The 23494-nt window shown below is 62.5% G+C and carries 12 protein-coding genes; 7 read left to right on the top strand and 5 right to left on the bottom strand.

Annotated elements, in window-relative coordinates; genetic code table 11:
* Nucleotides 1-125 precede the first annotated feature (125 nt).
* Nucleotides 126-2999, bottom strand: a complete 2874-nt coding sequence (locus GGQ89_RS05355; RefSeq protein ID WP_184104662.1) for a M16 family metallopeptidase — start codon at nucleotides 2997-2999, stop codon at nucleotides 126-128.
* A 710-nt stretch (nucleotides 3000-3709) separates the two neighbouring features.
* Between GGQ89_RS05355 and GGQ89_RS05345 the strand changes: the two genes are divergently transcribed.
* The 3 genes from GGQ89_RS05345 to GGQ89_RS05335 all read left to right on the top strand — a co-directional run bounded on the left by GGQ89_RS05345 (nucleotide 3710) and on the right by GGQ89_RS05335 (nucleotide 8948).
* On the top strand, nucleotides 3710-5398 hold the full coding sequence (locus tag GGQ89_RS05345; protein WP_338112264.1) for a flavin monoamine oxidase family protein: 1689 nt from the start codon (nucleotides 3710-3712) through the stop codon (nucleotides 5396-5398).
* Between the two features lie 594 nt (nucleotides 5399-5992).
* The gene (locus GGQ89_RS05340; RefSeq protein WP_240456293.1) at nucleotides 5993-8380 is read left to right on the top strand and encodes a TonB-dependent receptor plug domain-containing protein; all 2388 of its coding nucleotides are present in this window, start codon (nucleotides 5993-5995) and stop codon (nucleotides 8378-8380) included.
* 61 nt (nucleotides 8381-8441) lie between these two features.
* A complete protein-coding gene (locus tag GGQ89_RS05335) occupies nucleotides 8442-8948 on the top strand; it encodes a RidA family protein (RefSeq protein WP_184104657.1) in 507 nt (168 codons plus the stop codon).
* 224 nt (nucleotides 8949-9172) lie between these two features.
* Here the strand turns inward: GGQ89_RS05335 and GGQ89_RS05330 are convergent, their stop codons facing one another.
* From GGQ89_RS05330 to GGQ89_RS05315, 4 genes are all read right to left on the bottom strand, one after another.
* Nucleotides 9173-10681, bottom strand: coding sequence for a tryptophan halogenase family protein (locus tag GGQ89_RS05330; protein WP_184104655.1), 1509 nt, complete (start codon nucleotides 10679-10681; stop codon nucleotides 9173-9175).
* Nucleotides 10678-11394, bottom strand: coding sequence for a DUF6445 family protein (locus GGQ89_RS05325; RefSeq protein WP_184104653.1), 717 nt, complete (start codon nucleotides 11392-11394; stop codon nucleotides 10678-10680). Before GGQ89_RS05325 ends, GGQ89_RS05330 begins: the two co-directional genes overlap by 4 nt.
* A gap of 68 nt (nucleotides 11395-11462) precedes the next feature.
* On the bottom strand, nucleotides 11463-14303 hold the full coding sequence (locus GGQ89_RS05320; protein WP_184104651.1) for a TonB-dependent receptor: 2841 nt from the start codon (nucleotides 14301-14303) through the stop codon (nucleotides 11463-11465).
* 611 nt (nucleotides 14304-14914) lie between these two features.
* Complete coding sequence (locus GGQ89_RS05315) at nucleotides 14915-15274, bottom strand: hypothetical protein (RefSeq protein ID WP_184104649.1); 360 nt, start codon at nucleotides 15272-15274, stop codon at nucleotides 14915-14917.
* Between the two features lie 106 nt (nucleotides 15275-15380).
* Here GGQ89_RS05315 and GGQ89_RS05310 point away from each other — a divergent pair, with 106 nt between their 5' ends.
* From GGQ89_RS05310 to GGQ89_RS05295, 4 genes are all read left to right on the top strand, one after another.
* Nucleotides 15381-15716: a hypothetical protein gene (locus GGQ89_RS05310; RefSeq protein WP_184104647.1), complete on the top strand. Its 336-nt coding sequence runs from the start codon at nucleotides 15381-15383 to the stop codon at nucleotides 15714-15716.
* Nucleotides 15717-16169: 453 nt separating this feature from the next.
* Nucleotides 16170-19778, top strand: coding sequence for a family 43 glycosylhydrolase (locus tag GGQ89_RS05305; protein ID WP_184104645.1), 3609 nt, complete (start codon nucleotides 16170-16172; stop codon nucleotides 19776-19778).
* Nucleotides 19779-19897: 119 nt separating this feature from the next.
* The gene (locus tag GGQ89_RS05300) at nucleotides 19898-20872 is read left to right on the top strand and encodes a LysR family transcriptional regulator (protein WP_184104643.1); all 975 of its coding nucleotides are present in this window, start codon (nucleotides 19898-19900) and stop codon (nucleotides 20870-20872) included.
* A 279-nt stretch (nucleotides 20873-21151) separates the two neighbouring features.
* On the top strand, nucleotides 21152-23488 hold the full coding sequence (locus GGQ89_RS05295; protein ID WP_184104641.1) for a TonB-dependent siderophore receptor: 2337 nt from the start codon (nucleotides 21152-21154) through the stop codon (nucleotides 23486-23488).
* The last annotated feature ends 6 nt before the right edge of the window (nucleotides 23489-23494 follow it).

Genomic DNA, 23494 nt, shown 5'->3' with positions numbered 1-23494 from the left:
GACCTTCATACTTCCGCATTCCAGCGATAGTAGTTCAAGGGAAGTGTTCGATAGCTCCTAAGAAAAGGCGCTATGATCCGGGAATCTCTACTGTCAGCATCAAGGCCCATATTTAGGGCTTGCCGCTAGCGTTTTAGCTGAGTTTTCAACTCCGGCAGGACCTTGATTTCAAATGACGGGGCGGATGGGGCGGCAAAGCGACGGACTGCGGCTCGGACCTGCTCGGGCGTCACGGCCTGTCGGCTGGTCACGCCGTCCCGGATTGCGGCGACTTCCGCCGGATTGTCCAAGTTCGCCATGATGAGGCCAGCCCAAAAGTCGTTGCCCTTTGTCGCGCGCTCGATGGCGCCCACCGTTGTCGCCTTCGCGCGGGCAAAGGCATCGGCATCCGGGCCGTGCGCGGCGATATCCGTGATGACGGCCGTCAGCGCCGCCTCAAAGTCGGCCATCCGGTCGGTTCGAAGCTGGGCGCCGGCGACGAGGGCACCGTAATGCGGAATGTCGCCGCCGCCGTAATTATAGCTGACGAACGGCGCATAGCTGCCGCCCTGGGTTTCGCGGAAATCTTCGGTCAGGCGGGTCTGGATCAGGCTTGCCGCAAGTTCGAGCGCCCGTCCGGTCGTGACGTCATCGAACAGTCCCTGCGTCGGCCATATGCGTGCCACCATCGCCTGTGTGGGGTCGCCGCGATGCCGAAGGACGACAGGATCGGCGGCAGGCAAGGACGCGGACACCGCGCGCTGCGCCGCATCCAATGGCACATTCTCGCGGGAGGGCAGGGTGCCGAAGCTTTTGGCGACCGCCGCGATGATCGCGTCCCGATCAAAGTCGCCGACAACTCCTACCTTTACCGGCCCCTGGTTCAGCCGCTGCTGCCAATAGGACTGGAATGCGGGCAGCGTCACCGCGTCGACCTCGGCGATCGGCGGTGTCGCCCGGAAACGCGTATCGCCGCCAAACAGATAGGGAGTGGCGAATGCGGAGAACACCGCCCCAGGTTGATTGTAGATAGCCTGATAGGCGGCGTTCGTCGCGTCCTTCAGCCGCGCCAGCGGGGCAGGTCGATAGTTCATCTGTGTCATGGCGACCGTCATCAGCCGGAACATGTCGGCGACATCGTTTCGGTCGCTATCGCCACGCAGCAACACCCCGTTCAGGGCGGTCCCGATCCCGAACCCGACCGCTCGCCCCGACAGAAGGCGGGTCAGTTCGTCGGGGGAAAGGCCACCATAGCCGCTCGCCAGCAAGGCGCCGTTCGTCCATATGAGGCCCGGATCGTTGGGACGTTCGCCCAGCACGCCATGCCCGATCAGCACACTGACGCGGATCTTGTCCTTTTCGAAAGCCGTCCGCTTGAGATCCAGTTCGACGCCGTTGGAGAACAGGACGCGCTCCACGTCCAGACCCGGCACGATCGATGTCGAGGCGACGGTGGCCGGATGACCGGATAGCTTCAGGTCATCGAACGACACGGTGCGAACGGCCGCCTCGCGACTGGCGGCCACCTGTCTGGCACCGGCAAGAGCCGTCTGTACCGCCGCGTCCCCGCCCACAACCGGCGTCGAGCTGTACACGATGAGCCGGGGATCGGGGGACAGAAGGCGTCGGATGGCGGCTTGCACGGTCGTCGGCGTGAATGCCTTTTGCTGCGCGAAGAAGAGGTCGCGGTAGAACGTGCTTGGCCCGGACACGTCTCCCTGGTCGACGTCGCCGATGAAGCTGTTCGCCAAATCGGCTGACGTGCGGGTATCCTGCTCCGCGATCCGGCGGTCGAGCATCTTGGTGACGAAGGTCACCTGTTGGTCGATCTCCGCCTGGGTCGGGGGAGACGCGATCGCACCGTTCAGCACGCCATAGGCCGTGTCCAGCGCCGCCTTCCATGCGCCGGGTTTGGGAACGACACCTACGGTCAGTTGATCTTGAACATGACGGCTGGCATTGAGGGCCACCCCGGCATTGACGACCGCCTCGCCCTTTTGCGCCTCCGTCCCCAGACGGGCGTTCAGAATGCCGACCGCGATCCAGTCGAGATATTGCCGCTGCTGACGCGACACCGTCCAGGGACGATCGTCATGCGGCGTGACATAGGCCAGCTGGAAGCTGTTGGGGATCAAGGGGTCGGTGACGACCGCTGCAGGCTTTGCCGGGCGGACGGGGGCGCCGTAATCGGGCTCGCTCGGTTCGCTCCCCGAGGCAGACCAGTCCCCAAAAGCGCGGCGCACGCCCGCTTCCAGCATGGCGGGATCGGCATCGCCGGCCACGACGACCACGGTGCGCGACGGCCGGTACCAGCGTTTGTAATAGGCCTTTAGCCGCTCGGCACTGGCCGCATCCAGCGTCGCCTCCGACCCGATGACGTCGCGGTCTGCCGCCTTGGTCCCCGCCAAAAGCAGCGGATTGGCGATCTGCTTCACCTTCTCGGCCATTGGCGGCATCCGCAACGCGCGTTCCGCCAGCACGACCTTGCGCTCGGTCGCCAGCGCGACCGGATCGATCGTCGCACGGCTCATCATCTCGGCCAGCACGGCCATCGCCTGATCATAGGACGTGCCATCATTCTTCGGCAGGTCGAGGACGAAGGTCGTGGCGGTCAGCGTGGTGAAGGCATTGGTGTCGCTACCGAAGCTGGCGCCGAGACGCTGCCATATCTTGATGCCTTCGCCATCCGCGAAATGGTCGGTGCCACGGAACACCATGTGCTCGAGCATATGGGTCCAGCCCTGCTGCTCGTCGGTTTCCATCAGCGCGCCGTCAGCGACCCTGATCCGTACCGAGATAGTGCCGGGGGGCTGCGTTCCGCGGCGTACGGCGAAGCGGAGGCCATTGGGAAGGATGCCGGTACGCCACGCCGGATCCAGCGGAATTTCGCTCCCGGCGTTCTGCCACGACGTCGGCAGGCTCTGGCTGATGATCGGCTTCGTGGCAGGCGCCTGTGCCAGAGCCGATGTCGAGGCCATAAGCGATAGGGTGAGGTACATGCCGCGCGTAATAATCATCATGACTTAGTGGCCTGACTTGGAATTTGTTACGCCCGAAATCCTTTTTGAAATGGTTGATGCTGTTTTGGGTGAAACTCAAGGGCTATTTGTAAATATGATTATTAAATATGGTGTCATGAGTAGTGAAATTGCACGATGGAATTTTGATATGTGTGTCGAAATACGAAATTTCGTATTTATAGCAAGTGATTGGAAGGAGTGAGGCACGGCGTCATTCCAGGTTGTAATTAGGCGTGGGCGGCGGTTAAAGAATTCGCTCGTAGTGCCGTAGCTTTTGGCTCAAATTGCTCGACGTGCCGGTCAAGGCTGGCGTGGTCACTGAAAATACCGCGATTAAGCTTATAAAAGCGCAACGCCCGGCGCTTGATCGGAAAATGGGCCGCCTGATCCACGGGGCGCTCGCATGATGGGCGTACGAGCAAGCCTGTCCTGAGTCTGTCGAGGGGGCTGGTCGAATGTGTTGCCTCCCGACATAGGCGGCGGTTCCAACCGGCCGTGCGGTTTGCCACCCGCTACGTCCGCCTCGCCGCCAACTTCCCCCCAGGCGCGCCCATCGTAATCGCGATCGCTATCCGGCTCGAATTTCTGCCAACGCGTATTCACAAACAAGTTGCAGTTTCATGAAGATTAGTTTTCATTTCGAATCACTCACCGATCGAGTGAGTGACCGAAAGTTGCGTGTCTACCCTTTGGGTGGCTGCCCGCGACCTGTGATCCTGACGCTGAAGAGGATGCTGATGGCGTGGTGGCGGTTTCGTACCGCCGCCCTGTTCAGCGTTCGAGCCAAGGGGAATGGGGTAGCTATGGCGACACGGCGCACGGTACTCGGTAAGCTGGGAATGTTGGCGGGGCTTGGCCCCATGATGGGGGCCATGCAGGCTTTGGGCATGGCAGGTTTCGCCCATGCCGAGTATTGGGTGCCCTTGCCGACGGAGGTTGGTCACGGCCGGCATGTGGTGGTGCTGGGGGCCGGTATCGCGGGTCTGGTGGCCGCCTATGAACTGGAACAGGCCGGTTTCCTCGTCACCTTGCTGGAAGCGCGCGATCGAGTCGGGGGGCGCGCCTGGACGGTTCGCGACGGCGACCGGATCGAAATGGTCGGTGAGGCTACGCAGACTGCTCGGTTCTCCGACGGTATCTACTTCAATGCCGGCCCGGCGCGGATTCCGAGCTTTCATCAGGGCTTGCTCGGCTATGCCAAGCAGTTCGGCGTGCCGATGGAGGTGGAGGTCAATTCCAGCCGTTCCGCTTACATCATGGGCGACGACGGGTCGAAAATCCGGATGCGCACCGCGATCAACGACATGCGTGGCCGGATCGCGGAACTGTTGGCCAAGGCGATCAACCAGGGGTCGCTTGATCGTGAACTGACGGCGGCCGATCGCGAGCGGCTGACGCCTTTCCTCAAGGCCTATGGCGATTTGGACGCGACCGGCGGCTTCAAGGGGACGGAGCGCTCCGGTTTCGGAAATGCACCGGGGGCGGGGGTCACGTTCGCATCACCCTCTACGGCGCTGCCGCTGGAGCAGTTGCTGGCCAATCAGCGCCTGCCGATGACGCTGTTCGAAGACAATCTCTACATGCAGGCAACGATGTTCGAGCCGGTGGGCGGCATGGATCGTATCCATGCCGGCTTCGCACGCCATCTTCGTCGCCCCCCGTTGCTGGGAGCCGAAGTGACGCAAATCCGTCAGCAGCATGCGGGCGTCGAGGTCGTCTATCGCGATCGCAGCAGCGCTGTGGTGAGCCGGGTCAGCGCCGATTACCTGATCTGCACGATCCCGTTCCCGGTACTGGCCAAGATCGACACCAACTTTTCACCGCGACTGAAGCAGACGGTAGAAAGCGTAAAATATGATTATTCCAACAAGGTAGCGTTCGAAAGTCCGCGCTTTTGGGAGCAGGAGCAAATCTATGGCGGCCTGTCCTTCGTCGGTGGGCCGACCACCCTGGTCTGGTATCCGTCCGCAGGCCTGCATAGCGAGCGCGGGATGATTCTCGGCTGCTACAGCTCCGGGCCGGTCGCCGCAGAATTCGAAAAGCGGCCGATCGCGGAGCAAATCGCCTTTTCGCGTGGCGTGATCGACCGGTTGCATCCCGGACATGGCGCAGACTGTGTCAATGGCCTTGCGGTCAATTGGCACAAAATCCCCTTCAGCCTGGGGCCATGGCCCGACTGGAATGCGGGCAGCGCAAATGGTCGCCAAGAGGGGCATATCGATACGCCCGCCTTCCGCTTTTTGCAGGAGCCGGAAGGGCGGATCTATTTCGCGGGAGCCGCCCTTAGCCAGACGCCGGGATGGCAGGAAGGCGGCATTCAGTCGGCGCGTCGCCAAGTCACTATGCTCGGGCGCCGTGTCGCGAGCGAGGGGGCTGCGCGGGCATTGCGCAGGACATGATCGGCGTCGGTAACTTCGGCTCCGACAGTACGGCCCGGCGGCGTGATGCGCGATCATTCCACGGACGTGGTCAAGACGCGACCCGTAGGGACTGCCATCAATGTCTATGGGGCGGAAAGGCTACCACTGTGTCAATCAGGGCAAAGTATAAGTAATCGTTCGACCGTGTCATGGATGATGGCAGACAGCTTCGGTGCCGATATTGCGTCATTTTTGCAATAAATGTATAAATTTCAGATAATTGAACAAATTCATGATAATTGAGAAATAACGTTTGCAAATGATAAGCTTATAGAAAATGATGATGTCAATCCGGAGGACTGCATAGAAAATAACGATAAATAATCGGGTGAGGATCCTGTCTGTTCGTTGGAAGCAAGGGGGATTGCTATGACTCGACGTGATCGTGTGTCCTATATAGCGTTGACTGCTTGTTATGTGGTGGGTCTGGCCCATCCCGCCTTTGCTCAGCAGGCGGCACCTTCCTTAACGCCGGTCTCTACAACGGTGGAGCCGGAGCCTGCCTTGACCGGATCCATGTCGCCCCCGCAAGACGGTGGCGAGATTATCGTAACCGGGACGCGCGCCACGGGAATGACCGCCGTGGAAAGCGCTGCCCCGATCAAGGTGCTGGGAGAGGAAACGCTCAGCCATGTCGGGCAGCCGAACCTGAACCAGGTGCTGACGCAGCTCGTTCCATCCTTCACGGCACAAGCCTTTGGCGGCGATACCGCCAATCTCACCCTCTCTGCGCGCCTGCGCGGTCTCAGCCCGAACCATGCGCTGGTGTTGATCAATGGAAAGCGGCGTCACGGCACCTCCAACCTGGCCGTTCTGGGCGGACCATTTCAAGGCGCGGCGACCGCTGACCTCGATCTGATCAGCCCGTCATCGATCAAGCGTATCGAGGTTCTCGAGGACGGCGCAGCCGCGCAATATGGCTCGGACGCGATCGCGGGCGTCATCAATATCATCCTCAAGGACGATGCGGAGGGCGGTGACGGATATATCACGGCCGGGCGCAACTACAGCGTCGGCGGCGACACGCTCGCGGGCACGCTGCACCTCGCGACGAAGCTGGGGGACAGCGGCTTTCTGAACGTGACAGGCTTTCACCGTTTCCATGACTTCACACGGGTAGGCGGACTGGATCGCCGCGTTACCGACATCAACGGCACCCTGCTGACCGCGACGTCCAGTCCGTCACTGAACGCGACGCAGCGACAGCTCTATCCGCTGATGGCCGGTTTTCCCTATGTGAACTGGATCAACGGCGATGCCCAGTCCTCGCTGACCAACCTGCAGTACAACACCGCCTATAATTTCGGTGAAGTCGAAGTTTATAGTTTCGGCACCTATTCCAAGCGTATCGCCAGTGCGTATCAAAATGTTCGCGTCCCGACGCGGGTCGCGCGCACGGTTGCCGGGGTTACGACCTATTTCGATCCGGATGGCGACAATCCGCCCAACGGATTCAATCCGCGCCAGAAAATTCGCGAAGATGATATGGCCTTTACCGGCGGCGTGCGCGGCGACGCCGGTGGATTCCATTACGATCTGTCGACGACATTCGGGCAGGACAAGGCCCTGATCTACACCATAGATTCGGCCAATGCCTCACTATACGCCGATACCGGCTTCACGCCGACGAGCTTTTATAACGGCCTTTTCAAATCGACGGAATTCACGGTCAATGCGGACCTTCGGCGAGAGATCGAGGCGGGCCTGGCGGCTCCGATCACCTTGGCCTTCGGTGCGGAATATCGTCGCAACGTCTATGAGATCGGATCGGGCGACGCCGGCTCGATCTACAAGGAGGGCGGACAGTCCTATCCGGGTTTCCGCCCATCCGATGCGGGCGTCAATGCAAGGACGGGTAAGTCGCTCTATGTCGATGTCGCCACCAACCCGATCGACGAATTGAAGTTGGACGTTGCCGGACGTTACGAGCATTATTCGGATTTCGGCAGCCGTTTCATCTACAAGGGCACGGGGCGTTACGACTTTTCGGATGCCTTCGCGCTTCGCGGCACCTTCTCGACCGGGTTCCGCGCCCCGACGCTTGCGGAATCCTATTATTCGGCCACCAACGTCTCGCCGACCGCCGCGTTCGTCCAGTTGCCCGCCAATTCGGCGGCTGCAAAGCTGATCGGCTTTCAAAATCTGAAGCCGGAAAAATCGACGAACTATTCTCTTGGCACGGTGATCCGGCCCGCGTCCGGTTTCACCATCACGCTCGACGCCTATCAAGTGCGAATCCGCGACCGCATTCTGGGCACGGGGTCGATCTTCGGCAGTGGCGGTGCCGTCAATTTCCCGGTCGTGACGCGCGCCATCATCGCCAACGGCAATGTGCTCGATCCGACGGTCAACCAGACCGGCATCAACATTTTTACAAATGGCGCGGACACACGGACACGCGGCGTCGATCTGGTAATGACGTATATGTCGGACTTTGGAGATTATGGCCGCGCGAACTGGACCATCTCAGGCAACTACAATGAAACCAAGCTTACGCGCCTGATTGCGGCACCCTCAACCCTGACCAACCCCGCCACGGGGCAGATCATTCCGCTCTTCAATCTCGGCGCCCAGTCGAATATCGAGACGGCATCGCCGCGCGTGAAGGTCATCAGCTCGGTCCTCTACACCAGCGACAAATTCTCGATGATGCTGCGCGGGACCGTCTATGGCAAAAGCTCGGCGCAGCTTAGCCCCGACGGCGGCACATTTTACAACCAGGAGATCGGTACGACCTTCATCGGCGATATCGAGTTGAACTACGATATCACGCCCAACCTCGGCATCGCATTGGGCGCCAACAACGTCTTCAACAAGCGGCCGCCGACCGTCCCGCTGGTGCCCGGTACGTCGAACCAGACCCTGGTGAACGGCGGCAACGTGCTCGACGCGCCGCTGACCTTCAGTCCCTATGGTATCAATGGCGGCTATTACTATGCGCGCCTGAACGTCAATTTCTGATACTTCCCGGCGGGCGTCTCCATGATGCCCGCCGTCCAGTCATGAACCGGAAGGATATGCCATGCCGTATCGCTTGATCGCTGCTACCCTATTCGCCTTTGCCGCTGCGACAGGCGTGCAGGGGCAGAATGGACCCGTCATCCGCCATCCCAACACGCCGCCAGGCCTGATATTGCAGGGCGTGACGGTAAAGCCTGGTGCGACGACGCTCTATCTGTCGGGGCAGTTGGCCGCTCCACTCAATGCCGCCCGCAACAAGCCGCCTGCGCAATTGGCCGTGGAAGACTTCGGCGACACGAAGACGCAGACAGTGAGCGTCTTGAACAAGATCAAAACGATCCTGGCCGCGCGAGGCTTTGCGATGGCGGACGTCATCAAGATGACCGTCTTCGTCGCCGGCGACCCCAAATTGGGGGGCAAGATGGACTTTGCCGGGATGAATGATGGGTTCAAGCAATTCTTCGGCACGGCCGACAACCCAAACACCGTCGCCCGATCGACGGTTCAGGTGGCCGCTCTGGCCGCACCGATTTACCTTGTGGAGATAGAGGTGGTCGCAGCAAAATAGGACTATATCGGATCCTATATTCAGCTGGAGTTTGTACCAAGGCCTTGGAATCTTATCACGCGATGGCCAGACATATTGGGATTGGACCTCGTTGATCACGACCTTTGGATAACGGTGGCTGCGTGGGTTAGGGTAAGGCAGATGCGTGCGGGGGACGACGGGCAGACGAATTTCGTCTGCCTCGTAGTTCGCAAGGCGTGAGGTTGCCCTGGCTCGCGCCTGGATCAGCGCCGGGCGGAACAATGGCGTGCGAGGAAGTCCGCATGGGCGGGCATGTGCCCCGCCGCCGCTTGTGTCACCGCGGCGATCCGGTTCAGACGCGCGCGGAGTTCGTCCATCGGCATACCTTGCGCCAGCGGATCGTGGCCGTTGGCGACCAGTCCCTGTCCGTCCATCACCGCCAGCCAGCTGGTTTTGGTGAACAGCTCGTCCGCCTCGCGATAGACTCGGCCGGTGCGGGCATGGATGGCCAGCCGCTCGGCCAGCGTTTCCGGAATGTCCATGCTGGCCGATTCCCGCCAATAGGCGGTGTCGCGGCGCTCGGTCGCATGGAAATGCAGGATCAGGAAGTCGCGGACGCTATCGAACTCCGCCGCCATCAGCCGGTTGTAGCGGCGTGTGTCCGCCGGTTCGAACGCCCGGGTGGGCAGCATCTCCAGGAGGCGCGCGATCCCCGCCTGGATCAGATGGATGCTGGTCGACTCCAAGGGCTCAAGGAAACCCCCGGCCAGCCCGAGTGCGACGCAGTTGCCGATCCAGAACCGGTCGCGCCGTCCGGTCCGAAAACGCAAAGGACGCGGATCGGACAGGGGCTCGCCGTCGAGATGGGCGAGCAAAGTTGCGGCCGCCTCGTCGTCGGACAGGTGGCGGCTGGCATAGACCAGGCCGTTCCCCGTGCGATGCTGAAGCGGGATACGCCATTGCCAGCCCGCGCCATGTGCGGTCGAGCGCGTGAACGGGGTCGGCGGCCCGACATTGGCGGTGGGCACCGCGACCGCGCGGTCATTGGGCAGCCAATGCCCCCAATCCTCGAAACCCGCGCCCATCGCATCCTCGATCAGCAGGCCGCGAAAGCCCGAACAATCGATGAAGAGATCGGCGGCGATCCGGCGCCCATCGGCCAGCAGGACGGCTTCGATGAAATCTCGCGGGCGGCCGCGTTCGACGGATATGACGCGACCTTCCTCGCGGTGAACACCGGCGGCTTCGGCATGGCCGCGCAGGAAGCGGGCATAGAGCGCCGCGTCGAAATGAAAGGCATAACCGATATGCGCGAGGGGGGTGTTGCCGGGCTGGGGCCGCATGAACCGCCCGCTACGGGCCGCAGCCGCGCAGATCGAATAGGCCTCGAGCGGCAGGGCTTCGCCTGCCAGCCGCAGCCGCTGCCACATCGCCTCGAATGGAATGGCACCCTTGTCGATGCCGTAGACGCCAAAGGGGTGGAAATAGCGATGGCCGGGGCGCAGCCAGTCGACGAACTCGATCCCCAGCTTGAAGGTGCCTTGGGTCGCACGGACGAAATCGTCTTCGTCGATGCCGAGCAGCGCGTTAAAGGCCTGGATCGGCGGGATGGTGGCCTCGCCGACGCCGACCGTGCCGATCTCCTCGGACTCGACCAGGGTAATTGCGGGGCCTTCCGGTCCCAGCACGCGGGCAAGCGCGGCGGCGGCCATCCAGCCCGCCGTCCCCCCGCCGATGATCGCGATCCGGCCGATGGGCGCATCGTCGCTCATGCCGCCACCTTGCATTGGAGGAACAGGTTGCCGGTCAGCCGCCCCATTCTGGGGTCCGCAGCCCGGGCGGGCAGATGGGTGATCCGTCCCGAGTGCAGCAGGTTCGCGCGGTAGAGGACCAGCCGGTCGGGCCTGGCGGCAATGACGTCGATCATCTCGAAGGCGGTGTCGCCATCGGTGCAATAGCCAGCGGGCGGTGGTGGATCGTCCGCGCGTGCGGCGTGATATCGGGGCAGGCGCTCCGCATCCAATGTCTCGAAGTCGGTGGCGCGGTGCCGGAAAAAGGCGGTGCCATCGTCATTGTCGGACGACAGGAAATGGACGGTGGCGAATTGCAGCCGATCGGCGGAGTCGACATGCGGCACGCGTTGATCCTCGCTCAAGGCGGCGGGATCGGTGGTGACCAGCGAGAAATTGCCACGCGCGCGGGCGGGTCGGACCGGCACGCCGGTGAAATGCGTCGCGATCAGCGGCAGGACACGGCGCACCATCGCATCGACATAGGCGACGGGGGCGGGACCGAGCAGCCCGGGATACGCGCTGCCGACGGCGACGGCGGGAGCGAAGGCGGATCTGGTCGCGGCGAAGTCCCGCAAATGATCGACCCATCCGGTCGCGCCGTCCAGGATCACCACCGGCTCGCGCTCATGGCCGATATGGCGAACGGTCGCGACGGCATCGGTCGCAAATTCCAGCGCGGGCGCCGTGGCCATGACTATTCCTACCCCTGACGAAAAGAGCCGGCATGGTCCGATTGTCAGACCATGCCGGCAGGCGGGGATCAATAGGTCGCGCGGAGCGACAGACCGAAGCGGCGATCGTTCAGCTGATACTGAAGCGGCTGCCCCATGGTGCCGATATAGGTGACGTTCATACGATTGGTCAGGTTCACCGCATCGGCGGAGACCGCGATATGGCTGTTCACATTGACGCTGACCGACGCATCCAGCGACGCATAGGGCTTGGCATATTGCGGCTGGTTGGTGCCGGCGCCGAACGTCTGGTCGAGATAGCTCGACCGCCAGTTATAGGCGAGGCGTGCGGTCAGCGGCCCCTTTTCGTACAGCCCGATCAGATTGTAATTGTGCTTGGACAGCTTCTCCAGCGGCAGCTGGGTGTTGCCGGACCCGGCAATGGCGAACGGGTTGGTGACGTTGGAGTCGACATAGGTGTAATTCGCCTGCATGCCGAAGCCGCTGAGCAGGCCCGGCAGGAAGTCGAAGAACTGCTGATAGCCGATCTCCGCACCCTTGACGGTGCCCTTGCCCGAATTGAGCACGGTGTTGACGTCATAGGCGCGCCCTTGAAAATTCTGGACGATCACGCCGCTGGCCAGAAAACCGTCGACCTTCTTGTAGAACAGGCCACCCGTCAGCGATCCGGTGGAGGCGAAATACCACTCCGCCGTCAGGTCGAAATTGTTGGACGAAATCGGTCGCAGGCGCGGATTGCCCGAATTGGCGCTGGGGCGGCCGGTGATCGGATTGATCTGATTGGGATTGTTCAGCGTCAGGTTCGTCGACAACTGGTCGAAATTCGGCCGCGCCAGCCCCTTGGAATAGGCGAAGCGCATCTGGAACTCTTCGGTGATCCGCGCCCGCAGGTTCACGCTGGGCAGCGCGCGGGTATAGCTGTTCTGGATCGAGAGCGGCGAGCTGGTCCCGTTGGAGTTGAACTGCGTACCGAAGGAGGTCAGGTCGGTCTTCACCAGCCGGACGCCCACGCCGCCATCGAAGCGCAGGCCCGCGCCTTCGAATGCGTAATCGACCGCGCCCCAGGCGGTATAGGTCTTCTCGGTCTGCGAATTCAGATCGCCCGGCGTGAAGGCATCCTTCGTCTGGGCCCCGAACAGCGCGTACAGCGCCTTGGTCTGCGCCCAGACTCCGTCGCCAGCGGGGAAGGCGGGATAGAGGAAGCCGCCGGTCACGCTGCGTCCGTCGAAGAAATTCTTGGACGGCCCCGGCATGGCCAGCTGGGGATTGCGGCTGAGCGGGATCAGGGGCGTGCCGTCCTTGGCCGAGCAGGACGGATCGGGCCCGGTCGCATACAGGCAGACGCCATTCCAGGTGCCGCGCAGATCGATCGAATTGTCCGAATAGCGCGCGCCCCCGCGCAATTTCTGGAGGAAGCCGCCCTCCAGATCATATTCGATGTCATAGGCCAGCGCGAGCGTGTCCGCGTCGTTGCGCTGCAAGGCGTCGGCGATGAACGGCGTGCTGTAATTGGCCGGATTGCTCAGCAGCGCCTTGTCGCGCACGTCCCATTGCGGGCGGCTGCCGCGCAGGTCGAAGTCGATGGTCGACGGGTGCGGCGATCCGGTGGGCGTGTTCTGCCCAGCGGCGGTAAACAGCGACAGGACATGGCCGTTGCGGTCGGCGTTATAATAGCTCTTCAGATACTGGGCGTCGAAATGGACCTTAGCCCGGTCCGTCGCCTGCCAATCGGCGGCCAGGGTGAAGTTCTGGCTCTGGCTCCACAACTCCTGGTCGAAACGCCCGGTCTCGAAATTCTGCCCTCGCAGCGAGCCGGAGGTCGCATAGCCTTCGTTGTTGAAGGTGAAGGTCGATCCGGGCAGGGGATTGGACTGGCTGCCGCCATTGACCGTGTAATAGTAGGCCCCGCGCCGGTTAAACCAGTATTTCGCGAGCTGATACTGGCCGGTGATCAGCAGATTGTCGGCGGCCTGCCATTGCACCGCGCTGGCGATGCCCAGGCGACGACGGTCGCCGAGATCGTCATAGACCTGCATCCCCATGGGTGCCCGGGCATTGGCGGGCGCGCCGGCAATGCTGCCGGCCGGTATCGGCTGCTGCGGGTTTGCGAGGATGCCGTCCTGGCGGTAATGCGCGGTCGAATAGACGGCATTGAACAGGACGCCGATCTCGCCGATGCCGGTGTCGAAGCGGTTGCTGTACAGACCCGAGGCCGAATAGCCGAACTTGTCGACGCGGTCATAATAGTTGCCGCGCAGCGTGCCGCTGATCGTCTGGCCGGGCTGGTCGAAGGGCAGGCGGGTGCGCAGATTCACCGCCGCGCCGACGCCGCCCTCGATGACATTGGCAGGGGCGTTCTTGTAGACGTCGATGCCGCCGAGCAATTCGGGCGGAATCCCCTCCAGATCGAAGGCGCGGCCGCCCGATGCCGAATAGACGGCACGGCCGTCGAGGAAGTTCTGCACCTGGGTCAGGCCGCGCACCGTGATGGCGGGCGAGGTGCGGTGATCGAAGTCGGTCGCGCCTTCGCCATAGCGGCGCTGGATCTGGACACCGGTGATGCGCTGCAACGCCTCGGTCGTGTTGGCGTCGGGCAGTTTGCCGATGTCCTGCGCCTGCACCGAGTCGATGATCTGATTGGCGTTGCGCTTCAACGCCTGCGCCGAGCGCAGCGACTCGCGCACGCCGGTGACGACGATGTCCTGATCCGAAACGCCCTGCTCCGCGACCTGCGAGGCATTGAGCGCGCCGGTCGGCTGGCTGGGATCGCGGCCCTGCTCCACGCGAAGCTCGGCACCGCGCTTCGGCGGCGCCACGGCGGTCTGTGCATGGGCGATGTTGTGAATGCCACCCGTTGCGATCGCAACGACGGACGCGCCGAACAGCCAGCGCGATGCAATATCTCGCATAGATCCTCCCCCCAAATGTATGCCCGCTAAGTTGCGGTTCGTGCCTTACATGGCACAAAGGAAAATGCCTGACAAATACATTTGAAAGAAAAAACCGCGATTTGCCACGTTTGCGTAACATAATGATTTTATGGGGTATTTTTGGTGATGGTTGACTCCGCGCGTTCGGGCGGGGATTGGCTGTCTCGCCAATATCTGATAATTATCCAGATATTGTAATAGCTTAAGAAAGCTAGGTGTCTGAACCTGAAGGCGCAACAATCCAACAATAAATCCCGGCAGACTTAAAGTTTTCTACGAATCGCGCTAGTTGGGTTTGGATGTCTGTCGAGGCCGCATTGCTTGGCCGGAAGGCCTCCTGACACGTTGGGGCTTCAAGTCCGACAAGATGGTTTCGCCGAAGCTTGGGCTATCGTGCACGTCGGCGATGGCAGATCGCTACTGCCAGGCCGACCGCAGTTTTTCGTTTTGCGGGCGAGCATGCGGCCAGCCCGTTCGAGGTCGCGTCGTTGGCCACTCGGAGGGGCTATTGCAAACGAGCGAAGCGGGAATGCGGGCCGGGGGCCTCGACCACTGCCTGTGGGCCCGCCTTGGTCGGCGTATCGCCATCCTCACTGATGGCGAAGGGTCTTTTCAAAGCCTTCATTCGTCTTCGCCATTTTGGCGAGCTTTCGCAGATAGGTACGAACATGCCGTTCGAACCGCATATCGTCATTCACGCCGGTTGCGGGATACTCGTCCTGTCCGATCAACTCTTTGATGCGGATGATGAGCGCAGCTTGATCGTCAACGCATTCGGCGCTTTTCAGCACACGACACACCCATTCCTCAGCAGCGGCCTTGTCGAAGTCATCGCGGGCTTCGTAGCCGCGCCGATCGGCGGCGGCCTGATCCAGCCGCGCCGCCTCATAGCGGCGTTCCAGCCATTTGCGGGCCAGTGCCGCATCCCATGGTTTCGCCAAACTCGTCATCTTCGCCCCCATCGGCCCGGCGGGGTGGGGGCCTTTTGCAGCTTTTCATATGACGGGGTGGATCGCTTTGCTACAGGCGGTCGGAAATAAGGTAGTTGTTCCATCCATGGCCAGACGTTCCAAACACGATCCCTATGATCACCTCCCGCCGGAAGAGGAGGTCCCGGCCGCACCGGTGCCATGCTGGCTCTGCGGTCGGCCGACGGGGAAGACTATCGTCTGGCACCATCCAGTACCCAAAAGCCGGGGTGGCCGAGATGTCGTGCCGATGCATCCGATATGCCAGCAGACCCTGACCGTGAATTTCAGCAATTCCGAACTGCAGCGGCATGGGATGAACGTGGCTGGCCTGCTCGATCACCCGAACGTCCGGAAATTCGTGGATTGGGTCGCCAAGAAGGATCCGGACTTCACCGCGACCATCACCAAGAAGCAGCGCTGACGCCCGACGCTCGGATATGATCAGTGAATGGTGGACGGGGCAGAGCCGGTAGGTCCGTGCGGCATATCTGCATCCGTCGTTTTCAGGGTTCGACCGTCGCCTGGGTCTTCGTGGGAGCGGGCTTCATCCGAAGATGCGCTCCACGCCGCCGATCCCGAATGCCGAGCTCAAAAATCTTTTGTCGATCAATTGGATGCGGGATGAAGGCGATCTGGCACGGCTCCCGCGGCGATATCCCCTTCCGCCGCCTGATGGATTACAAAGCGCTCTCCCGCTAGGATCGCTAGTTTTCAGCCATATTTCGCGCTGCCACTCGCCGCAGCCTTCATCCGGCGGCCATGGTAGAAAAAATCTGGGTCACCCTCTTGCCGTCGCGCAAATGTCGGACATAATGTCGCCATAATGACGCTGCGAGGCGACGCATTCGCCATCGTTGCTACCGGGAGATACAGGATGAATGGCGGATCGCATCCCCTTGGCAATTTGTTATGTGGGTTGGCAGGCATTGCGCTGGTCGGGGCGGCACCCGCCGCCGATCCGCTGACGGACGCCGTTGCGAACGCGTTGCGCTCCGATCCCGTATTTGCAGCCCCGCTCCGTGGAAACGTCACGCTCCCCGACGATGCCTCAGGCCTGTCGGGGCTTCGCAATGTGCCGAATATCGGCAAGGCGCGGATTACGTGGCGATCCTCCAATCCTGCCATTATTTCGGACGTCGATATGGGGCGCGGCCCTGACGTCATACGCAAGGGGCGCGTCACGCGCGGCACCGGCGACCGTCGCATTCGCCTGACCGCAACCGTCGCGCTACCCGACCACCGGCCCGTGTCCGTCCCGATCGACGTCACCGTGCTGGCCGCGCCCGCCGCCGCTCCTGCGCCTTCGGCCTATATGTTCGTCTACTTCACCGGCAATAGCATCGACGGGGAGAAGCTGCGTTTTGCCGTGTCGGACGGCAACAACGCCCTGCAATGGAAGACCCTGAACGACGCGCAGCCGGTCCTGGAGTCGCGTGAGGGTACGCGGGGCCTGCGCGATCCGTTCATCATGCGCTCTGCCGAAGGGGACCGCTTCTTCCTGCTTGCGACCGATCTTTCGACCGGGCGCACCGGGTGGCGTGATTCGACCAGCCAGGGCAGCCGATATCTCGAAGTCTGGGAGTCGACCGACCTCATCCACTGGGGGAAGCAACGGCACGTCCTCGTCAATCTGCCCGATGCGGGCATGACTTGGGCGCCGGAGGCGACTTATGACCCGACGATCGGCGCCTATGTCGTGTATTGGACCTCCACCCGCTACAAGGATGCGGCGCACAAGGTGGAGGATGGCAACGGCCCGCAGATCCTGCGTGCGACCACACGCGATTTTCGCAATTTTAGCACGCCCGAACCATGGTTCCGGTCCGCCGATGTTCCCGGTGCCGTCAAGGCGAAAGGGATGATCGATGCGACGGTCCTGCGGGACGGCGATCGCTATTATCGTTTCACCAAGATCAGCGATGCAGCCGGTTGCCCGTCCAGCGATATTCTGGCGCAGACGTCGTCCTCGCTCCGGGCCGATGGCGCGTCGGGTGCGTGGAAGATCGTCGACCGCTGCATCGGTCGTCGCGCCGGCACGCCCGAGGTGGAAGGACCGACCGCGTTTCGCGCCAATCCGGGCGATACCAGCGGGTTTCGATATTTCCTGTGGGTCGATAATTATGGCGGCGTCGGCTATATTCCGCTCGCCACCCATTCGCTTGAGGGCAAGATCGCGTGGACCTATCCGCGCCGGTTCCACCTGCCCGAGTCCCCACGACACGGTACGGTGCTTCCCATCACCGCGGCCGAGCGCGATGCTCTGGTGGCGCATTGGAACCGGGTCGCGCCCGATCTCGCGACCGTCGCCGATCGCTGGATCGTCGCCCCGATCCTGGCATCGGGAACGCGCCTGCCGGTGCCGGTGGGGCATACCGCCGCCTGGCGCGCCGATGGCCGCGACGTACCCGACGGCATCCTGACCAACATGACGGCGGACGCCCGCGTCGTCAGCCTTGAGGGTAGGCTGACCCGGCCGGACGGCAAGACCCTGACCAAGCGGTTCAAAGTGAAGCTGCTCGGCAAGTCCGCACGCCAGCTGGAAGCCTATGCGCGCACGCCGACCACGTCGCAGGATGCGAACCAGCCGACCGTCGCGCGAAGTGTCCATCTGGCCATGTCGGGGGGCGATGGCACGATGACCCCGCTCAACGACGACTATGGCGTGATGTTCGCCCGTGGGGATTATATCGGCGTCGATCGCGTCGCCCTTCGCGGCGTTTCGAATCCTTCGCTCTTCCACTTCTCCGACGGCACGATCGGCGTCATCGCGACACGCGTGGACATGGACGGCAAGCAAGATCCGTCACCGTCCGCCATCGTCATCTTCCGCCGCGATCCCCAATCGGCGGAGTTCGTCGAGCTCGGCACGCTGGATCTCAGGTCGAATGACGGCATCGATCATCCCCACGCCATCTGGGACAGCGCCGCCCAGCGTTACATCCTATCGTGGATCGACCGTTCGGGGCAGTTGCGCTGGACGACCGTGGCCGATCTGACGCGTCAGGAATGGCAGCAGACACCGTTTTATCCCGAGACGGGGGGACGCCGCCCGAGGATCGCCTCCATCGGCAATGTGGGGGACGCCCGCATCGGTGATCTCACGACCACGGCCATTGATACGCTGCCCGTCGACGACGTCACCGCGACAGCGCTGGGCAATCGTTTCGGCCGCATCGTCAACACGGCTGCGACCGTGACGCCGCAGACGATCCGACCGGGCGATGCCGGTGGGCTCGCCGCAGTGCCGGTGAAACTGGGCTATTCGGACGGCTCCACCGCGACGCGCGCGGTGGATTGGGACGCCGCCGATCTGGCGCAGTTGGGCAAGCCGGGACGCTATCTCGTCCATGGCACCGTCCGCCAGCGCCGCTATCCGGCGATCTTTGCCTATGAACGCGCCGATCCCAATATCTATCGCTGGGAGCATCAGGGCCGGGTCCGCTATCTGTTCGTCGCGACGGACGACACGAACAACGACAATGTCGGCTCGCCCCATCTGCCGCTCCGTATCGCCGATACGATCGCCGATCTGGCCGACGACAAGGGCGGCCGCGCACGGGAAGTCGACCTGCTCAATCGACGGATCCGCCGCGATCGGACGGCGGAAGGCCGAGTGATTGCGGGATGCTATTGGGCACCTGAAATCCATGAAATCGGCGGACGACTGTCGATCCTGTTTGCGCCCTGCTTCAATCCGACCGACCCGCAGTCCAACGAGGGCGGCGTATGGTCGACGGTGGAGTCGCACATCATGCAGCTTCGCGACGGCGGCGATCCCGCCAATCCCGCCGACTGGTCGAAACCGGCCGCGATCCGCAAGGCGGATGGTACCCCGCTCGGGCGGCCGGACATGCCCGCCAATATCAGTCTCGACATGTCCTATTTCGAGGTACGGGGTCAGGGCTATTACACCTGGTCCCAGCGATACCTGCCGACGTCCGGGCCGCTCGGCGATCCGTTGACGTGGATCGCCAAGGTCGATCCCGCCCGACCGACGCGCCTCGCCGGTCTGCCGTCGCCCGTCATCGCGCCGGATACCTCGGTGGAGGAAAACCTCGCCGAGGGGGCCTTCGCGCTGATCCGGGGCAATCGCGTGGCGCTTGTCTATTCCAGCTCGGGGGTCAGCCCGACCTATGTCGTCAACGGCACGTCCGCCTCGCTCGATAGCGACCTGACCCGCATCGACGCGTGGCGCAAATGGTCCGCTCCGCTTCAGAAAAGCGTGGCCATGCCCAAGGGCGACGAAGACTATCGGCGTTACGAACAGGGGCCGGGCCATGGCTCGTTCACGACCGACGAGGATGGTAACGATCTATATGTCTATCACAGCTGGGGGAACGGCGTCGGTAAGGACGGACGGGATGCGCGCCTGCGTCGCGTTCACTGGGCAGCCGACGGCCGTCCGTTGCTCGAGATGAGCGATGACGACGAGGTCGCACCCGCCAACCGTCGTGTGACGATGGAGGTCACCGTCGGGGCATAATAGCATCGTCCGTCATATCGGCCCGGCGGCGGTGAACCCGATCGGTCGATCTACCAACCCGCCTGCGCTCTTGTTATGCATCGCAAGGCCTTTGGGCCTTGGGCGGGGAAGGGCGGGCAATGACGGCTTCGGGCCAATCGTCAAATGGTCAAGGTGGTGCGTCAGCCTCTCTCCATGGCGGCACGGTCCGTCGGCTCAACCTCAACCTGCTCTATCCGCTCGACGCCATCCTGCACGCCCCGACCCTGACCGAGGCGGGACGTCGCGTCAGCCTGAGCCAATCGGCGATGAGCCATGCGCTGCGGCGCCTGCGCGATCATTTCGGTGATGACCTGGTGGTCCATACAGGGGGGGAGCCGCAGCTGACGCCGCTGGGGCATGCATTGCGGCCTGAAGTGCGCCGGATCATGCGGGAGGTGGAGGGCGCCTTCAACTATTCCATCGCCTTCGATCCCCTGACCACCACTGAGACTATCACCATCGCTGCCGACGATGCGAACGAGCAGATGCTGCTGGGCCCGGTATTGCGCAGCTTTTCGACCCTGGCCCCCGGTTTGCAGGTGAACGTCATCCCCCTGGACATCGAACGGCCGGACAGATCGCTCGATCAGGGGGCCGATCTGCTGCTGCTGCCCGAGCATATGGCGCTCGACGGGCTGGAGACGATGCCGATGCTGACCGTCTGGCCGAGCTGCCTGGTCTGGGATCGCCACCCGGAGTTCGAGAACTGCGTCGAAATCACCGAAGCGCAATATCGGGCCGCGCGGCATATCGTCGCCCGCGGGGAGGAGAGGCAGACTTTCGCGCTAGACCAGAACGGGGTGGACATGTTGCGTGCACGGCGCATCTGCGTCCGGGCCACGTCCCAGGCGACGCTGCCCGCGATCGTGATCGGCAGCGATCTTGTCGCCACGGGCAATTCATGGGTGTTCCAGCATTATGCGGCGTTGATGCCGTTCAAGGTATTCGAGGCACCGTTCGCTCGCCGAGGGATCGTCACCGTCGCCCAGTGGCCGCGCAACCGCCACGACCCGGTGCTCAAATGGTTCATTCTGCAAGCGAGGTCGTATTTCGAGCAATATTACAAGGTTTGAGGGCTATCATCGAATGGGTTCATGCCCCCATGAACATTTCGAATTTGCCTGTCACAAGACTGAAGCATAGCGTCTCCCACGACAGAAGGTCCGGCTGGCATATCGCATCGCCAAGACACGGGCTGTCGTCAGCAGGAATACGGCCGCGGTAGCCTCCTTAGAGGATCGCCACCGCATCATCCGCCGCGAGGCGCCAACCGTTTGTCGACAGGGATGGCTTTCTATCCGGCCGCGGCTTTGCCGTGGAGGATGGCGCGCGCCCTGTGAAGGGGGGATTGCATGCTGAATCTGACTGGGAGTGGGCGTCATGTGCTGGGATTTGCCAGCCTGAGTGTCATCAGCCTTCTGGGCGCGAGCGTGCCGGGTGCCGCCGCTGCGCAGGCCGTGCGGACGGGGGACATCACCGTGCCCGCCATGCCGATGGACCGCGCGCTGGATATGATCGGCAGGCAATCGGGTGTGAACGTCAATTTCGATCCCGACGCGGTCAAGGGGCTGACTTCACGCCCCGTGCGCGGTGCGCAATCGGCGGCGGATGCGATCAGGACGGTCATCGGCGGAACGAGCCTGACCGTCGTTCCGGCGGTGCAGGGGGGCCTGGTCGTCGTCAACGATATCGTCGTGACCGCACGGCGCGACGAGGCGGAAACCAGCGTGCTGGTGCGTCAGGCGACCACCTCGGACCGCAACGGCCTGGGCCTGCGCCATCAGCCGCGCAACACCCAAGTCATCACCGCCAAGACGATCGAGGAACAGCAGGCGCTGAACATCACTGACATCCTGCGCAACGCGGGCGGTGTGTCGGTGCTGGGCAACAACCCGAACAGCGGCGCATCCTATACCATTCGCGGCTTCGGAGCCGGAGGGCTGGTGAACGGCCTGACGACATCGTCGCAATATGGCGTGGCGGCGGGGGCCGACCAGCCGGTGGCCAATATCGAGCGGGTCGAAATCCTGAAGGGGCCGGATGCGATCCTGGCCGGGTTCGGCAACCTGGGCGGCAACATCAACGTCGTCACCAAAAAGCCAAATGCCGAGGAGCGCCTGGCGGTCAGCTTCGACACCGGCTCCTTCGGTCTGGCGCGCGGCGTCATCGATGCCAACAACGCGATCACCGGCGACAAGAAGCTGTCGGCCCGCGTCATCGGCAGTGCGCAGACGATGGATCGAAACTATGGCGGCTATACGGGCAACAAGGACTGGTTGTTCGCGCCGTCGCTTCGGTACAAGGATCGCCTGACCGACATCGTGATCGGTGCGAGCATGAACGAGGCCGTCACCGGCATCGGCGCCTATACGCTGTTCGACAACAAGACGTTTCGGATCATCGACCGCGATCCGTCGGTGCCGATCTACGCCCCCAACCAAGGCATCCGGATCGCGACCAAACGCTATTATTTCGATGCGACCCGACAGATCGTGCCGGGCATCGAATTGGTCGTTCGTGGCTTGCATGATCAGACCCTGCTGACGACGCGTGCGGGTAATTCGGGCTATAGTCGCCAAGGTATCCCCGTCATCGACCTTCAGGGATCGCGGCAACAGGGCTCGGCCAATGCCATTGACGGCTTCCTGCGCGTCAAGACGCACATCGCCGACGATGTGAAGGCCAGCTTCAACGTCGGATATAATTATGGCGACGGCTCCGCCGAACAGCGTAGTGGCCTGGTCTATAGTCGGATCCTGAACCCGTCCTTCACCGCCAGCGGGCCGCTGACCGACATTCGTTGGTCGCCGTTCGGCAATGTCCAGATCCGTTCGGGCGGCAAGCAGGAAGGCGTCTATGGCCAGGCACTGATCGAATTCTGGAAATTGAAGATTTTGGGCGGCGTTCGCAAGAACTGGTTCGAAACCACGTCGCAGACCTTCTTTGCGGGGCCTTCGGCCATCAACGTCCAGCGGAACAACGGCGTGTCGCCCAGTGGCGGCCTGATCTTCGATGCCACGAGCAACCTGTCGCTGTTCGCCAATTACTCCCGCGGCGAGCAGGCGTCTTTCGCGGTGGCGAAGAATGGCAGCATCCTGCCGAACATCATCACCACCAACAAGGAAGCGGGCGTCAAGTTCGACCTGTTCCACAAGCGCGCGACGATCAACGCATCCTATTTCGACATACAGCAGGACAATATCATCATCCGCAATCCGGCGGACCCGACCGATCTCTCCCCTGGGCCGGGTCAGCGCGGGCGGGGGATCGACCTGAACATCGCGGGGCAGTTGCTGCCGGGCTGGTCGGTGCTGGCGTCGCTGACGCGGACCAGATATGCACTGTTGACGGTCAATGCGCTTCAGACGGTCGTCGCACAGCAGCCGCGCGATACGTACAGCCTGTTCTCCTCCTATCGATCGAGGATCGCGGAGGGCGTCAGCGGGGGCCTGTCGGCCGGTCTGTATGGACGCTCCAGTTCCTACGCCAATCTCCTCGGCCAATATGTCGTGCCGCCGTCGCGGCAGGTGGACGTCAACGGCTTTCTGACCGTCCGGGGTTTCGACATCAATATCGGCATCCGCAACATCTTCGATCGGCGCAATTACGGGTCGGCGTCGGCCTTCACCTATGTTCCGGTCGCCGAGCCACGCAACCTGCGCCTCACCATCTCCAAGCGCCTGTTCTGAACGGGG

The organism is Sphingomonas yabuuchiae, assembly GCF_014199595.1.
Taxonomy (GTDB): Bacteria; Pseudomonadota; Alphaproteobacteria; order Sphingomonadales; family Sphingomonadaceae; genus Sphingomonas; species Sphingomonas yabuuchiae.
The sequence above is the reverse complement of the archived record's forward strand: the minus strand, read 5'-3'. Positions and strand labels throughout refer to the sequence as shown.